Source organism: Bradyrhizobium sp. USDA 4369 (genome assembly GCF_054056435.1).
In genome coordinates this window covers 4,712,058-4,726,340 of sequence record NZ_JBSRYH010000001.1, presented here as the reverse complement: position 1 = coordinate 4,726,340, position 14,283 = coordinate 4,712,058, and the positions used below count along the sequence as shown (strand labels likewise).

The window sequence follows — 14,283 nt, the reverse complement described above, 5'->3', positions numbered from 1 at the left end:
AGATTGGCCGGTTCGGAACACCGCGAGCGTCGGCTTTCCTCCCATTGCCTTGGGGCTGGATCGGCAAGACCTTCAGGCGGCGGACCTTTTCCTGATGCCGCGGGGATGGTCCGACTCTTGCTGACAAGGCTGATGGCTGGACTGGAAGCCGTCTTTCCAGGCGCAAGGGACTGCCGGCCGCAGGACGCCGGCCGCAGGACATCGACGCCGTATGGACCGAGACATGGGGACGAATGCAGTGCGCTTCGCCGTTGTCCTCGGCACCAACGAGATTGCATCGGCAATCGGCGTGCATCTGCATCGCGAAGGCTTCTGCGTCGTGCTCTCTCGCACGATCCCAATCCGCCGGTGATGCGCCGCAAGATGGCGTTCCACGACGCGTTGTTTGGCGACACCCCGCGCGTCGAGAACGTCATTGGCGAGCGCATCGAGAGCACGATGGATGTGTTCAAGGCGCTCAGCGACCCGCAGCACGTGCTCGTCACCTGGCTCGGCCTCTCGGATCTGCTGCCGGTCCGCAGCATCGACGTGCTGATCGATGCCCGGATGCAGACCCGCGAGGTGACGCCGAACCTGCGCGGCATGACACGCCTGTCGATCGGTCTGGGTCCGGGCTTCTCGCCATCGGCGAATTGCGACGTCGCGATCGAGACCCGCCAGGACCGGCTTGGCCAGATCGTACGCGAGGGCTGGACATCGGCGCACATCGATGCCGGCGAGCTCGGCGGCGTCGGAAACGAGCGCCTGGTTCATTCGCCCCATGAAGGGCGCTGGCATACGCCGGTCGAGATCGGCACACGCATCTATAAGGGGTTCGTAGTCGGTCACCTCTCCGGCATCCCCGTCACCGCGCCCTATGACGGCATCCTGCGCGGCATCGTCCGCGACGGCTGCGACGTCGCCGCCGGCGTCGCCCTCGCCGAGATCGATCCACGCGGCCGTCACGCGCAGTGGACCGGCATCGACGCGCAAGGACAGGCGCTCGCACAGGCGACGCTCGCGTCGATCCGGCTGCATGCCGCCGACCGCATCAGCACGAGCGCGGCCAGCACGCCTTGATCTGCCATTTCGAACGATTCTGATGAGGCCGCATCCGCGGCCTGAACCTTGGCATCGCGGTTGCTTATCGGTCGCAGGAGCGAGCAACAGCCATGATCATTTGTTCCTGCAACGTCATCAGCGACACCGCCATCCGCGACATCGTCACGGCGGCCGACATCACCTTCGGCTCACCGGCGCAGATCTACGATTGTCTCGGTTGTTCGGTTCAATGCGGGCTCTGCTCGCGCTCCGTGAAGCGGATCCTGGACGAGCGGCAGGGCGAAACTGCCGCCGCTTCAGTCTGGCCGGTGCATCCCGAGCCCGCGCCCTGCGCGCTGATGTCGGTCGCGTGAGGCGATAGCGGCATGCGACATGTCGGATCGCATGCTGTCGGATGTCGGACAAATCGGACAAGCGCGCGACGGGAGCGTGACTTTATCAATCGAGTTGGACGGCGTCGGCGGGTTCGTTCCTACTTGCCGAACTCACGCCGCGTCGGCCGGCACCATCGCCTCGATGGTGACGCCGGTGCCGGTCGAGGCCACCGTCAAGGTGCCGCCGAGCGCCAGCAGCCGCTCGCGCATGCCGGTGAGACCGAAGCCGAGCTTGTGCTCGGGCGCGAGCCCGCGGCCGTCATCGCGGACGCAGACCCGCGTATAGGTGCGCCGCTGTCCCGCCGCCACCTGCTGCTGCGGCTCGATGGTGACATCGACCGAACTCGCCTCGGCATGGCGGAACACATTGGTAAGCGCCTCCTGGACCACGCGATAGACCGTCAGCTCGGCAGTCTCGTTGCTGCGGATGCCGGGGTCGGTGAATCTGGTCTCGATCGCGACCTCCGGCCGGGATTCCCGCCACAGCCGCACCAGGGCGCCGAGCGCCTCGCGCAGGCCGAGTTCGGCAAGCCCGACCGGACGCAGCCGCTCCAGGATGCGGCGGTTGAACTGCTGCACGGCGTTGACCTGGTCGAGGATCGCCTGGCCGTGCCGGCGCATGGCGGCGACGTCGAGCGTCCCGCTCTCCGGCAGCCGCATCAAGGCACTGGCATGCGCGCGCAGTGCGAACAGATGTGGCCCGAACTCGTCATGCAATTCGCGCGCGATCTCCTTGCGCTCAAGATCCTGCAGCGACACGGTCCGCTCCGCCAGCCGGCGCTTCTCCTCGACGGCTTCGCCGAGCGCGCCGGCGAGGTGGTTGAGCTTGGCGCAGAGCGCCGCGAGCTCCGGCGCACCGCCCGGCTTCACCCGCGCATCATAGGCGCCCGCCTCGATCCGGCTCATCGCCTCCGACAGATCTGCCAGCGGTGCCAAAGCGCGGCCGACCACCAGCATCGTGATGCCGAAGATCGCCACCGCGATCGCCGAGCCGACCACCAGCTGGGTCGTGATGCCGTCCCAGATCTCGGCGATCTCGTCGTCCGGATGCGACGTGATCACCAGCGTCTCGGCCCGGCCCGCCACCAGGACGGGCATGCTGACCGAGGTCTTGTCCGGATGCACGAGCGCGATGAACCAGCTCGGCGCCGCGCGGGCTGGCTCTCCGGGAGGCGGTGACTGGCCGGGCATCGCCTGCCGCCGCACGCTCACATGGCGCAACTGACCGAGATCGCCGACGATCCGGTCAAGCCGGGCACCCGGGTCCGGCGCCTCATTGACCTCGTCCATGATGGTCTCGACGAAGGCGCGGGTCAGGCGGATCACGCTCTGATCCTCCGCCAGCACGCGCGGTGCCGCCTCCAGCACGAGACGGCCGATGTTGATGGCGAGCCCCAAGGTCAGCACCAGCGCGAGCAGTACGTTGATACGGGTCCGCAACGACCAATTCTGCCACATTATCTCCGCCCCGCCGCCATCCAGTTCATACGCACTCACATTGACAGACAATTCCGTCGGCGATCTAATTGCAACATGTTGCAACATCGCGCAGCATGCATCCATGATGCATCGCAACAATGACGCGAGGCGGAAAGTCCGGGACCCCAAGGCCATGCGCGTACTGATCGTGGACGATCATCCCATTGTTGCGTCGGGGTGCCGTGCCCTGTTGTCGACCGATCCGGATCTTGAGCTGCTGGAAGCTTCGGATGCCGAGAGCGGCGAGGCGAGCTTCGTTGCGCGGCGGCCGGATGTCAGCGTCATCGACATCAACCTGCCGACCGTGTCGGGTTTCGAACTGGCGCGGCGCATCCTGGCGCATGAGGCCAGCGCCCGGCTCATCATGTTCAGCATGAACGACGACCCGGTGTTCGCGGCGCGCGCCATCGATATCGGCGCCAAGGGCTATGTCTCCAAGAGCGGCGATCCGAACGATCTTGCCGAGGCGATCCGCGAGGTCGCACGTGGCGGCAGCTATCTGCCACCGGCGATTGCGCGCAGTATCGCGTTTGCAGGCGCGACGGTGGCGCAGAGCCCGCTGGCGAAGCTGACGCCGCGCGAACTCGAAATTCTCCGCCTGCTCAGCGCCGGCAAGAGCCTGTCCGAGATTGCCTGGCTGATCCACTCATCCTACAAGACCGTTGCCAACACCTCCTCGATCATCCGCCAGAAGCTCGGCGTGAGAACGTCCGGCGAGCTGGTGCGCCTGGCCATCGAGAACGGCGTGGCCTGAGTTGCGTCGATCGAACAATTTGACAAAGGTTGGCGACATGCTGCGCCAGCCGCCCTGACATCATCGCTCAACAGGATGCTTCCATGACGCTCACGACCGTCTCCCAGAACAAGGCCCATGGTGGCGTCCAGGGTGTGTACCGGCATGCCAGCCAGGAGACCAAGACCGAGATGACGTTCTCGGTATTCGTGCCGGCGCATGATGCCGGCGCCAAGCTGCCGGTGGTCTGGTATCTCTCCGGCCTGACCTGCACGCATGCCAATGTCACCGAGAAAGGCGAGTTCCGCGCCGCCTGCGCCGAGCTCGGCCTGATCTTCGTCGCGCCCGACACATCGCCGCGCGGCGACGGCGTGCCCGGCGATCCCAACAATGCCTATGATTTCGGCCTCGGCGCCGGCTTCTATGTCGATGCGACGCAGGAGCCGTTCGCGAAGAACTATCGCATGTGGAGCTACGTCACCGAGGAACTGCCGAGCGTGGTCGCGGCCAATTTCCCGATCGACCCGCGCCGGCAGTCGATCATGGGCCACTCGATGGGCGGCCATGGCGCGCTCACCGTGGCGTTGCGCAACCCGGACCGCTACCGGGCGGCCAGCGCGTTCGCGCCGATCGTCGCGCCCTCCCAGGTGCCGTGGGGCGAGAAGGCCCTGGGCGGCTATCTCGGCGCGGACAAGGCGGCCTGGCGCAAGCACGATGCCGTGGCGCTGATCGAGGACGGCGCCCGCCTCTCCGACCTGCTGGTCGATGTCGGCGATGCCGACCAGTTCCTGGCGCCACAGCTGCGACCCGAGCTCCTGAAGGCCGCCTGTGAGAAGGCCAACATCCCGCTGCTGCTGCGCAAGCAGGACGGCTACGACCACAGCTACTACTTCATCTCCACCTTCATGGGCGACCATCTGCGCTGGCACGCGGCCCGGCTCGGGCGCTGACACCAGCGCGCACCTGATTTGCCCGGCGGGCGCGATGACGCGCGCGCCGATCGCGTTCGTGGTCGCCGCCGGCTTGGTCTCAACTGCGCGCAAACCGCAATTTCGGCAGGCCCCACAACGCGATCAGCCCTGTCCAGTCGGCCGATGAAAAAGATTCCGCTTTCGGTTTTTTTTCAAAAGACATGATTGTGTAGCCCTATCCCGCCTCGTCGAGAGGGCGTATCGCGGTCGTCACGAACGTGGAGGTGGGGTGCGGTGGACGCCGGCGGCGCGCAGCATGGTCAGGGCATAGTATGCCCATGGGCATGCGGACGAACGCGTCACGGCGTACGGCCAAGTCGCGTGGTCCTGGCATCCCGAAGCCGATGCCCCCGCGGCGGCGCGCGATCAGCGTGTCGTCGCGCACGGTGACCAGAAAGCCCGGCGCACCGGGGAGAACGCGAAGCAACCGTGAAAACCATCGCGCAGGGAGGGCCGGGATGTTCCCAGCCGAACCTGTGGTACCTGCCGCCTGCATTCTTCTCCGCAGGCGGGCCATGGGGGCGGCAGGCTCCCGGCCTTCCCTGCGCCTCTCTGCTTTCCGAGGGGCGATCGATACGCACAGCTCGGGCTGCAGCGGCCGCGAGGATGCAGCGTCATGTCTGACAATGCCATGGAAAATCAGATCGACGCAGCATCGGGGCCTCATGGTTCGAGACGCGCCGCCAACGCGCGATGCCCTCGCCGCCTATTGCGCCTGCGGCGCGCCGTAGTTCGGCGCCAGCAGGCGATTGCGGACCAGCCAGGCCATCGTGCGCGTCCAGGACTCGTCGGTATTGCCGCGCATGTCGGCGGTCATGGCCGCGACCGGCTGGCCGGTGTGAGCGTCGCGCAAATAGATGTTCATGTTGAGGATCAGATTGGACACTTTCTGCACCGTCCCGGTCATCGCGAGATCAGCCCCGAGATCGGCAGCGAGCTTGACGTCGCAGCCGCCGCAGGCCTGCAGATTGCTATGGTGCGCCGCATCGTTAACAGGGCCGATGTCGAGCACGCGAAACTGTCCGGAGTCCCGGAGCGCGGCGCGGAGTTGCTCGCCCGCCTGGGCCAACCGCCGCTGCTCGTCCTGGCGCGGCCCCTGCACCTCGCCTTGCAGGCTGCTGTCGATCAGCTCGAAGTCGAAGACGGCCACCTTGGGCGGCTCGGCATGGACGGATGCCGCTGAGATCAGGAGCAGCGACGCGAGGATGAAGGCGAGTTTCAAGGTCGTGATCCGAAATGATGCAACAGCGGCCAAAAGCGGGGTTGAAAGCTAGGCCAATTCGGTCATCTTGCAACATGAAACCTCGCCAAGACAGGACGGGGAACAATGGGAGGACATGTGGTCCTGGGAGTTCTGGCCCGATGCCTGATCGGCGCGATCGGCCTCTTTGCGACCGCGGCGCACGCCGCGGAGCCCGTCGACATCAAGCCCGTCGACATTGCAATCGGCTATCTCGGTCGCGCGAGCGCGCCTCAGACCTTGTCGCCGCTCGACCAGCCGGCGCCCGATGACGGCGTGGCCGGCGCGCGGCTCGCCATCGAGGACAACAACACCACCGGCAAGTTCCTCAACCAGCGCTTCACGCTGATCGATCGTCGCGTGAAGGACGACGAGGATGCCGCACAGGCCGCCAATGAGCTGGCCGGCAAGACCGGCTTCATCCTCGCCGACCTGCCGGCCGATACGCTGCTCAAGGTTGCTGATGCCTTGCGCGGACGCGGTACCACCCTGCTCAATGTCGGTTCAACCGACGATCGGCTGCGCGAGCAGGATTGCCGGGCCAACGTCATCCATGTCTCGCCGACGCGCTCGATGCTGGCCGACGGCCTGGCGCAATATCTGGTCTGGAAGCAGTGGAAGCGCTGGCTGCTCGTCACCGGCTCGCACGACAATGACAAACTGTTCGCCGACGCGCTGCGCCGCGCCGCCACCCGCTTCGGCGCCAAGATCGTCGAGGAGCGCAGCTTCGAGGACACGGGCGGCGCCCGCCGCACCGATTCCGGCGTGACCTTGATCCAGCGCCAGATGCCGGTGTTCACGCAGAAGGCGCCGGCCTATGACGTCCTCGTCGCCGCCGATGAGAGCGAGGTATTCGCCAATTATCTGCCCTACCGCACCTGGGATCCGCGCCCGGTCGCCGGCTCCGCCGGACTGCGGCCCACCAGCTGGGACCCGGCGCAGGACCAATGGGGCGCGACGCAGCTGCAGAACCGCTTCATGAAGCTGGCCTCGCGCCGCATGGACGCCCTGGACATGCAGGCCTGGATGGCCGTGCGCATGGTCGGCGAGGCGGCCTCGCGGACCAATTCCGGCGACGCCAAGGCGATGGCCGACTACCTCAAGGGCCCGAACTTCACCATCGCCGCCTTCAAGGGCACGCGGCTCTCCCTGCGCGACTGGAACCTGCAGTTGCGCCAACCGATCCTGTTGGCCGATGGCCGCATGATCGTCTCGGTCTCGCCGCAGGAAGGCTTCCTGCACCAGGTCTCCGAGCTGGACACGCTCGGCGTCGACCGCCCCGAAACCAAGTGCAAGCTGCAATGATGTCCTATTGGATGATGTTGATGAAGTTGCTTTACGGCGCGATATCTCCCCTCACCCTGAGGAGCCCGCTGAAAGCGGGCGTCTCGAAGGGCGAGGCCCGGCAGGGGCCTCATGGTTCGAGACGCGCCTGCGGCGCTCCTCACCATGAGGGTCTCCAGCGTGCCGGTCTCGGCAAAGAGAAGCCTTACCGCCGCTCGTTCTGTCCTCGTCCTGAGGAGCCCGCCGAGGGCGGGCGTCTCGAAGGACGGCCAGGGCTTCGCAGGTGCTTCGGCGTAGCAGCCTGCCTGCTCACCGCCGCGCTGTCCCTGACCTCCATCAACCCCGCCTCAGCCTACGTCGCCTTCGTCTCCAACGAGAAGGGCAACACCGTCTCCGTCATCGACACCGACACCTGGACCGTGACCAAGACCATCAAGGTTGGCCAGCGGCCGCGCGGCATCGCGTTCACCCGTGACGGCAAGTTCGTGATGGTGGCGGTCGGCGATGACGACACGATCCAGGTGATCGATGCCAAGAAGATGGAGGTGGTGGACACCCTGCCCTCCGGCCCCGATCCCGAGCTGTTCGCACAGGATGCGGCCGGCAAGACACTCTATGTCGCAAACGAGAACGACAACACCGTCACGGTGCTCGACCTCGAGAAGCGCGTCCGCATCGGCGACGTCCAGGTCGGAGTCGAGCCGGAAGGCATGATGCTCAGTCCGGACGGCAAGATCCTGATCTGCACCTCCGAGACCACCAACATGGCGCATTTCATCGACACGGCGACGCGCAAGATCGTCGCCAACGTGCTGGTCGATGCGCGGCCGCGCTATGCCGAGTTCAAGAGCGACGGATCGGAGCTGTGGGTCTCGGCCGAGATCGGCGGCACGGTCTCGATCATCGATCCGGCCAAGCGCGAGGTCACCGGCAAGATCAAGTTCGCCGTGCCGGGCCTGCGCAGCGAGGCGATCCAGCCGGTCGGCATCGGCCTGACGAAGGATGGCAAGACCGGCTTCGTCGCGCTCGGCCCGGCCAACCGCGTCGCTGTCGTCGACGGCTCCACGCATGAGGTGAAGAAATATCTCCTGGTCGGCCAGCGCGTCTGGCACATGGAGTTCACACCCGACGAGAAATATCTTGTTGTCACCAACGGCGTCTCCAACGACGTGTCGGTGATCGACGTCGCCGCGCAGAAGGTGATCAAGACCATCCAGGTCGGCGAGCTGCCCTGGGGCATCACGATTGCACAGCCATGACGCTCAACGCGCCCGCTCTCGACTCCACAGCCTCGGCACCACAGCCGGCGTCCAATCAGGTGCCAGCGCTGTCGGTCGCCGGCGTCAGCCATTCCTACGGCGCCCGCAAGGCGCTCAACGATGTCAGCTTCGCAGTGCGGCCGGCCAGCTTCACCGCCCTGCTCGGCCTCAACGGCGCCGGCAAGAGCACGCTGTTCTCGCTGATCACCCGCCTGTTCGCGGTGCAGACCGGGCATATCGGCATTTTCGGCCATGACATCGGCCGCACGCCGGGCGAGGCGCTGCGGCTGCTCGGCGTCGTGTTCCAGCCGCGCACGCTCGATCTCGACCTGTCGCTGACCCAGAATCTGCTCTATCACGCCGCGCTGCATGGCATCGCGCGCCGCGAAGCCCGCGCGCGCAGCGCGGAGCTGCTGTCGCGGATCGGCCTCGCCGACCGCGCCGGCAACAAGGTGCGCGATCTCTCCGGCGGCCAGATGCGCCGGCTGGAGATCGCCCGCGCGCTGCTGCACCGGCCACGGCTGTTGCTGCTCGACGAGGCCACGGTCGGGCTCGACGTCAAGGCCCGCGCCGATATCGTCGGTCATGTCCGTCAGCTCGTCACCGAACAGGGCATCGGCGTGCTCTGGGCGACGCATTTGTTCGACGAGATCGCCTCGACGGACGACCTCGTGGTGCTGCATCAGGGCCGCGTGCTGGCGCGCGGGCCGGTGCCGCAGGTGATCGCCGAGGCTGGCGCGGCCGATGTCAACGCGGCGTTCGCGCGGCTGACGACCCTGGCCAGTCCGTCCAGTGTCAATCCGGCGCGGAGTGCGGACACATGACCATCACCACCGTTCACTCCGCAACACCGCCCCGCAGCGGCTTTTCCGCCGGCGAGTACATCACCTGCCTCATCGGCATCGTCTGGCGCGAGGGCCTGCGCTTCCTGCATCAGCGCGAGCGCTTCGTCTCGGCGCTGGTGCGGCCGCTGGTCTGGCTGTTCATCTTCGCCGCCGGCTTCCGCCAGGTGCTGGGCATCTCGATCATCCCGCCCTACGAGACCTACATTCTCTATGAGGTCTATATCGCGCCCGGCCTGATGGCGATGATCCAGCTGTTCAACGGCATGCAATCGTCGCTGTCGATGGTCTACGACCGCGAGATGGGCAACATGCGCACCCTGCTGGTGAGCCCGCTGCCGCGCGGCTATCTGCTGTTCTGCAAGCTGCTCGCCGGCACCGCTGTATCGGTGCTCCAGGTCTACGCCTTCCTGATCATCGCCTGGTTCTGGGACATCACGCCACCGCCGATGGGCTATCTCACGGTGCTGCCGGCGCTGATCCTGTCCGGCCTGATGCTCGGCGCGCTGGGCATGCTGATCTCCTCCGGCATCAAGCAGCTGGAGAATTTTGCCGGCGTCATGAACTTCGTCATCTTCCCGATGTTCTTCGCCTCCTCGGCGCTCTACCCGCTGTGGCGCGTCGAGGAGGGCAGCCCCTGGCTCGCTTATCTCTGCGAAGCCAATCCATTCACCCATGCGGTCGAGCTCATTCGCTTCGCCCTCTACGGCAAGTTGAACTGGGTCTCTCTGGCCGTGGTTGGCGGCTGTACAGCCGTGTTCATGATCGGCGCGATCCTGGCCTACGATCCGTCGCGTGGTTTTGTCAGGCGTGGTCCCGGAGGCGAGGCATGAGATCGAGAGCTGTGTTGGCGGGGATCGTGCTCATGGCGGCGTCGGCCGCGCCCGCCCTGGGCGCCGATCCGCGCTATCCCGACTGGCCCTGCCCGCAGGCCAAGGTGCCGGAGATCTCGATCGCCGCCGTCTGGTCGGGCCAAGCGATCGATGACGTCGGCGCGAGCTGGAAGGACGACGCCAAGATCGCGGACCTTGTCGCCAAGCTCGCCGCGCGCCGCATCCCGCTGGAACAGGCGCAGAAGGACATTTCCGATTTTCTCACCGGCACAGCGGAAGAGAAGACCCGCAAGGGCAAGCTGCTGTTCGCAGGCCTGTTCGATACGCTGAACGCACAACGGACCTCGGTCATGAACGGCCTGGAGCGCGTCATGCGCAAGCAGCGCGAGGCGGTCGAAAAGGTCCGCGGCGACACCATTGCGCTGCAGGAGATGCAAAGCAGCGCGACGCGCGACGAGGCTAAGATCGAGGAGTTGGGCAATCAGCTCAACTGGGAGACGCGCATCTTCGAGGACCGCCGTCGCGTGATGAAATTCGTCTGCGAGGTCCCGACCGCCATCGACCAGCGCCTGTTCGCGCTCGCCCGCGAGATCCAGCAGGACATGGAGTAGCTGCGGTGTCGTCGCTCGCCACACCAAGGGACCATGTCGAGCGACTGCACCGCCCCCTCCACGTCGTCATGTGCAGACCTGCCCCGCGCATCCACGTCTTTCCGCGTGGCACGACGTCGATGGCCGGGACCAGCCCGGCCAGGACGAGGAAGACAACTGACGACGTGACGCGCGGTCATGCGCCGGGGCGCTCACTCCTCCGGCCGTGGCTCGGGCTGCGTCTGCTGCAACGGCAGGTCGGCACGGGCCCAGCCGTCGGTGCCGTCGGGATACCAGGCGACGGCACGATAGCCATAGGTCAGCGCCCGCTTGGCGGCGTTCCAGGACATCCAGCAGTCCTCAAGACAGTAGAATACGAGCATGCGGCCGAGATCGCCGCCCGACGCCTGAGCCAGGCCGCGCTTCAAATAGTCCTCGGTGGCCGGTGCCAGAACGCCATAGCCGGTGTCCGGCAGCCAGATGCTGCCGGGAATGTCGAGACGCGGCTGCTCGCGCCAAACCGTTCCGACGGGCAGGCTTTTCGGCTTCGGCGGCCGCGGCAGGACATCGACAAAGGCCGCGGACTTCGTCCGCCAGATCGCTTCGGTCTCCGGCGTGGACAGCACCCGCGCGCCGTTGAGCGTCGTCGGCACCGGCGCGCGGTAGTTCTCGGTGCGATAGCTGGGCGGCTCCGCCACGAGATCGTCAGCCCACGCGGCCACCGCGATCAGCAGCAGCGCGGCCGCCAGGACAATCGCGGTGAGCCGAACGATCATGGCTTCGCCGCAGCTTCGGCGGTGATCAGATGATTACTCTCATCGAGCAGCGGCACGCCGAAATCCAGCAGGATCTTGTTGATCTCGCCCTGGTTCTCCTGGATCAGCTTGTTGAGCTGCCGCCGCCAGTTCTGGTCGGCGCCGCGCACGCCCATGGCGATGCGGTAGATCAGCTTCGGGCCGGACGTCTCCTTGACCAGCGGTGTGACGTGCAATTGCGGGTTTGCCTGCTTGGCATAGTAGCCGGCCATCGGGCCCCACAGCACGCCGGCATCGATTTCACCGGATTTCAGGTCGTTGATCATCGCCTCGGCCGACGAATCCACCCGGGTATCGATCATCAACGGATAGGGCTTTGCCGTCGGCATCAGCCCGGCAAGGGCCATGTTGGTCGCCGGCGGCGTGCCCGCCACGATGCCGATATGCTTGCCCTTGAGCTTGGGGTCTTCCAGCGTGGTGACATCGGCAAGATCGGAGCCCGGCTTGGTCACGATCGCATAGGCCGTCCGGTAATAGGGGCTCGTGCTCTGCACCAGATCATCCCCTTGCGGAAAGCCCATGATCACGTCGCAGCGATGCGAGCCGAGCGTCATGCGCACGAAGCCCGTCGCCTGCGGGAAGAACGTGTAATCGACCTTCTTCTGCAGCTTGACGGCGAGCAACTCCGCAAGCTTGTTCTCGAAGCCTTCGCCCTTCTCGTTCGAGAACGGCAGGTTGCGCGGGTCGGCGCAGACCCGGAGCACCTTCGGATCGACCAACTCGATCGACAGGTCCAGCCCGTCATTGCTCTGCGCGTGAGACGCAACTGGTCCGAGCAGCGAGAGCCCCGCGGCCACAGCCAACGAGCACGCGAGTTTGCGACGTTTTGTCATTGTTACTTCCATCCCTATGGACCGCATCGAGGTATTTTTGGAAATGCTAGGCTGCCGGCCTCGCGCACGCAACAGCCCCCGTCATCGCGAAGAGTTGACCCCGTGCTGCACCGCAACGTCTGCAAGGACAAGAAGACAATGTCTCACGCGAGCAAGGCGAACCGATGGTGACGCAATGGATCATCGCCATCCTGGCTTGGGGCGCCCTTGCGCTCGGCGACGTCGCGCATGCCGAGACACGGGAGCTTCCTGTTGAGGAGATCGCGTCCGGGGTGTTCGTCCATATCGGCCAGACCGCGTTGATGACCGCAGAGAACGAAGGTGCCATCGCGAATGTCGGCTTTGTCATCGGCAGCGATGCCGTTGCGGTGATCGATACCGGCGGCAGCGTCCGCGAGGGACGCGCATTGCTGGCCGCGATCCGCGCCCGCAGCAGCAAGCCGATCCGCTACGTCATCAACACCCACGCTCATCCCGACCATATCTTCGGCAATGCCGCATTCCAGGTGGACGACGCCCGCTTCGTCGGCGCGAAGAACCTGTCCCGGGCGATCGCCGTGCGCGGGCCGCATTACATCGAAGCCTTCCGCCGCTTGATGGGCGCCGAACTGATCGACGAGGTCCGCCTGGTGCCGCCGTCGTTCGTCGTCGAGGATCACCTGTCGCTCGACCTGGGCGGGCGGACTCTGACGCTGAAGGCCTGGAGTACCGCTCATAGCGACTGCGACCTGACCGTCACCGACGACCAGAGCGCGACCTTGTTTGCTGGCGACCTCGTTTTCCTGCGTCACATCCCCGTGATGGACGGCAGTCTGCGCGGCTGGATCGCGGATATCGCGGCCCTGGTGACCATCACCGCCGCGCGCGTGGTACCCGGCCACGGGCCGGTCAGCCCATGGCCGCTGGCGCTCACCGACGAACGCCGCTACCTCGACACATTGGCCCATGACGTTCGCGGGCTGATCAAGGCGGGCAAGCCAATCGCCGACGCCGCAGGCGCCGCCGGATCGGAACGCGGCAAATGGGAACTGTTCGACGACTACAATGCCCGCAATGCCACCGCGGCGTTCTCGGAAATGGAATGGGAATGAGGCCGAGGACGCGTTATGATCATTAGCTCAGCAGACCACTCTCGGAGGATTGTGCCATGATCGGGCTACGCCTGCCGTCCCTATCGTTTCTCAGCGCCGGGCTTCTTGGCGCAAGTCTCGCGTTCGCCTTCGCACCTGCGAAGGCCGCTGAGGGATACGATCCCTGGCCGGGGCTGGTCCAGGACGTCTTCAACAACAAGCCGATGCAGGACGGCGCCAATGTGCTGTCAATCGAGATGCCGGCCCGCGCCGAGGATGCCTCGGTGGTGCCGGTGACCCTTCGCAGCAAGCTGTCGCCTGCCGATGAGCGCCGCATCAAGACCATCACGCTGGTGATCGACCAGAACCCGGCACCGATGGCAGCCAAGTTCACCCTCGGCGCGGATGCCAATGTGACGGCGATCTCGACCCGCGTGCGCGTCAACAACTACACGGATGTGCATGCTGTGGCAGAGCTGACCGACGGCCAGCTCTATGTCGTCAAGACCTTCGTGAAGGCCTCCGGCGGCTGCTCGGCGCCGGCCGCGAAAAACCCGGACGAGGCCAAAGCCCGCATCGGGCAGATGCGCTACCGGCAGTTCACGCAAGCAGGCGACGGCGCCACGAGCGGCATCCGCGAAGCACAGATCATGGTCGGGCATCCCAACAATTCCGGGCTGCAGATGGACCAGCTGACGCAGCTCTACATCCCCGCCTTCTTCGTCGATCAGCTGACCCTGTCGCAGGATGGCAGCCTGGTGCTGTCGGTGGAGGGCGGCATCTCGATCTCGGAGGATCCCAACATCCGCTTCACCTATGTGTCGAACGGCGCCAAGCACTTCCGCGCCGAGGCCAGGGACACCCAAGGCCATGTGTTCGAGCATGAATGGCCGGCGGAGGGCTCAGGCACCTGATGGCA

14 protein-coding genes and 1 pseudogene are annotated in these 14,283 nt (G+C 65.9%); 11 read left to right on the top strand and 4 right to left on the bottom strand.

Translation table 11 applies throughout. The annotated features are described in order from the left end of the window. Positions 1 to 211: 211 nt before the first annotated feature. Positions 212 to 1,059: pseudogene (locus tag ACVIJ6_RS21250) on the top strand (xanthine dehydrogenase). Between the two features lie 92 nt (positions 1,060 to 1,151). After that, entirely contained in the window at positions 1,152 to 1,394 is a 243-nt protein-coding gene (locus ACVIJ6_RS21245; RefSeq protein WP_012045829.1) for a (2Fe-2S)-binding protein, read from the top strand. 132 nt (positions 1,395 to 1,526) lie between these two features. Here the strand turns inward: ACVIJ6_RS21245 and ACVIJ6_RS21240 are convergent, their stop codons facing one another. After that, a complete protein-coding gene (locus ACVIJ6_RS21240) occupies positions 1,527 to 2,873 on the bottom strand; it encodes a histidine kinase (protein WP_456774289.1) in 1,347 nt (448 codons plus the stop codon). Positions 2,874 to 3,027: 154 nt separating this feature from the next. Here ACVIJ6_RS21240 and ACVIJ6_RS21235 point away from each other — a divergent pair, with 154 nt between their 5' ends. Further along, on the top strand, positions 3,028 to 3,648 hold the full coding sequence (locus ACVIJ6_RS21235; RefSeq protein WP_012045833.1) for a response regulator transcription factor: 621 nt from the start codon (positions 3,028 to 3,030) through the stop codon (positions 3,646 to 3,648). Positions 3,649 to 3,731: 83 nt separating this feature from the next. Then, positions 3,732 to 4,577, top strand: a complete 846-nt coding sequence (fghA, locus tag ACVIJ6_RS21230) for an S-formylglutathione hydrolase (RefSeq protein ID WP_456774288.1) — start codon at positions 3,732 to 3,734, stop codon at positions 4,575 to 4,577. Positions 4,578 to 5,304: 727 nt separating this feature from the next. Here fghA and ACVIJ6_RS21225 read toward each other — a convergent pair. Next, entirely contained in the window at positions 5,305 to 5,784 is a 480-nt protein-coding gene (locus tag ACVIJ6_RS21225; RefSeq protein WP_041751643.1) for a DUF3280 domain-containing protein, read from the bottom strand. A gap of 141 nt (positions 5,785 to 5,925) precedes the next feature. Between ACVIJ6_RS21225 and ACVIJ6_RS21220 the strand changes: the two genes are divergently transcribed. The 5 genes from ACVIJ6_RS21220 (at position 5,926) to ACVIJ6_RS21200 (ending at position 10,667) form a co-directional block, all read left to right on the top strand. Next, positions 5,926 to 7,143 (top strand): ABC transporter substrate-binding protein, encoded by a 1,218-nt coding sequence (locus tag ACVIJ6_RS21220; RefSeq protein ID WP_456774287.1) that lies wholly within the window; start codon positions 5,926 to 5,928, stop codon positions 7,141 to 7,143. 284 nt (positions 7,144 to 7,427) lie between these two features. Continuing rightward, a complete protein-coding gene (locus tag ACVIJ6_RS21215; protein ID WP_456777043.1) occupies positions 7,428 to 8,381 on the top strand; it encodes a YVTN family beta-propeller repeat protein in 954 nt (317 codons plus the stop codon). Beyond that, positions 8,378 to 9,205, top strand: coding sequence for an ABC transporter ATP-binding protein (locus ACVIJ6_RS21210; RefSeq protein ID WP_456774286.1), 828 nt, complete (start codon positions 8,378 to 8,380; stop codon positions 9,203 to 9,205). The genes ACVIJ6_RS21215 and ACVIJ6_RS21210 overlap by 4 nt, the downstream gene beginning before the upstream one ends. Further along, entirely contained in the window at positions 9,202 to 10,056 is an 855-nt protein-coding gene (locus tag ACVIJ6_RS21205) for an ABC transporter permease (RefSeq protein WP_456774285.1), read from the top strand. The genes ACVIJ6_RS21210 and ACVIJ6_RS21205 overlap by 4 nt, the downstream gene beginning before the upstream one ends. Continuing rightward, the gene (locus ACVIJ6_RS21200) at positions 10,053 to 10,667 is read left to right on the top strand and encodes a hypothetical protein (RefSeq protein WP_456774284.1); all 615 of its coding nucleotides are present in this window, start codon (positions 10,053 to 10,055) and stop codon (positions 10,665 to 10,667) included. Before ACVIJ6_RS21205 ends, ACVIJ6_RS21200 begins: the two co-directional genes overlap by 4 nt. 191 nt (positions 10,668 to 10,858) lie before the next feature. On the opposite strand, the gene ACVIJ6_RS21195 is transcribed toward ACVIJ6_RS21200, so the two are convergent. Further along, entirely contained in the window at positions 10,859 to 11,422 is a 564-nt protein-coding gene (locus tag ACVIJ6_RS21195; protein WP_456774283.1) for a PQQ-dependent catabolism-associated CXXCW motif protein, read from the bottom strand. After that, the gene (locus ACVIJ6_RS21190) at positions 11,419 to 12,294 is read right to left on the bottom strand and encodes a substrate-binding domain-containing protein (RefSeq protein ID WP_456774282.1); all 876 of its coding nucleotides are present in this window, start codon (positions 12,292 to 12,294) and stop codon (positions 11,419 to 11,421) included. Before ACVIJ6_RS21190 ends, ACVIJ6_RS21195 begins: the two co-directional genes overlap by 4 nt. A gap of 164 nt (positions 12,295 to 12,458) precedes the next feature. Here ACVIJ6_RS21190 and ACVIJ6_RS21185 point away from each other — a divergent pair, with 164 nt between their 5' ends. Then, on the top strand, positions 12,459 to 13,385 hold the full coding sequence (locus ACVIJ6_RS21185) for a quinoprotein relay system zinc metallohydrolase 2 (RefSeq protein ID WP_456774281.1): 927 nt from the start codon (positions 12,459 to 12,461) through the stop codon (positions 13,383 to 13,385). A gap of 56 nt (positions 13,386 to 13,441) precedes the next feature. Further along, entirely contained in the window at positions 13,442 to 14,278 is an 837-nt protein-coding gene (locus ACVIJ6_RS21180) for a quinoprotein dehydrogenase-associated SoxYZ-like carrier (RefSeq protein ID WP_456774280.1), read from the top strand. The last annotated feature ends 5 nt before the right edge of the window (positions 14,279 to 14,283 follow it).

Bases quoted from the DNA above. Each gene is read 5' to 3' on its own strand.
- fghA (WP_456774288.1), top strand. From the start codon at position 3,732: ATGACGCTCACGACCGTCTCCCAGAACAAGGCCCATGGTGGCGTCCAG.
- ACVIJ6_RS21200 (WP_456774284.1), top strand. From the start codon at position 10,053: ATGAGATCGAGAGCTGTGTTGGCGGGGATCGTGCTCATGGCGGCGTCG.
- ACVIJ6_RS21185 (WP_456774281.1), top strand. From the start codon at position 12,459: ATGGTGACGCAATGGATCATCGCCATCCTGGCTTGGGGCGCCCTTGCG.
- ACVIJ6_RS21220 (WP_456774287.1), top strand. From the start codon at position 5,926: ATGGGAGGACATGTGGTCCTGGGAGTTCTGGCCCGATGCCTGATCGGC.
- ACVIJ6_RS21240 (WP_456774289.1), bottom strand. From the start codon at position 2,873: ATGTGGCAGAATTGGTCGTTGCGGACCCGTATCAACGTACTGCTCGCG.
- ACVIJ6_RS21235 (WP_012045833.1), top strand. From the start codon at position 3,028: ATGCGCGTACTGATCGTGGACGATCATCCCATTGTTGCGTCGGGGTGC.
- ACVIJ6_RS21245 (WP_012045829.1), top strand. From the start codon at position 1,152: ATGATCATTTGTTCCTGCAACGTCATCAGCGACACCGCCATCCGCGAC.
- ACVIJ6_RS21190 (WP_456774282.1), bottom strand. From the start codon at position 12,294: ATGACAAAACGTCGCAAACTCGCGTGCTCGTTGGCTGTGGCCGCGGGG.
- ACVIJ6_RS21210 (WP_456774286.1), top strand. From the start codon at position 8,378: ATGACGCTCAACGCGCCCGCTCTCGACTCCACAGCCTCGGCACCACAG.
- ACVIJ6_RS21195 (WP_456774283.1), bottom strand. From the start codon at position 11,422: ATGATCGTTCGGCTCACCGCGATTGTCCTGGCGGCCGCGCTGCTGCTG.
- ACVIJ6_RS21205 (WP_456774285.1), top strand. From the start codon at position 9,202: ATGACCATCACCACCGTTCACTCCGCAACACCGCCCCGCAGCGGCTTT.
- ACVIJ6_RS21180 (WP_456774280.1), top strand. From the start codon at position 13,442: ATGATCGGGCTACGCCTGCCGTCCCTATCGTTTCTCAGCGCCGGGCTT.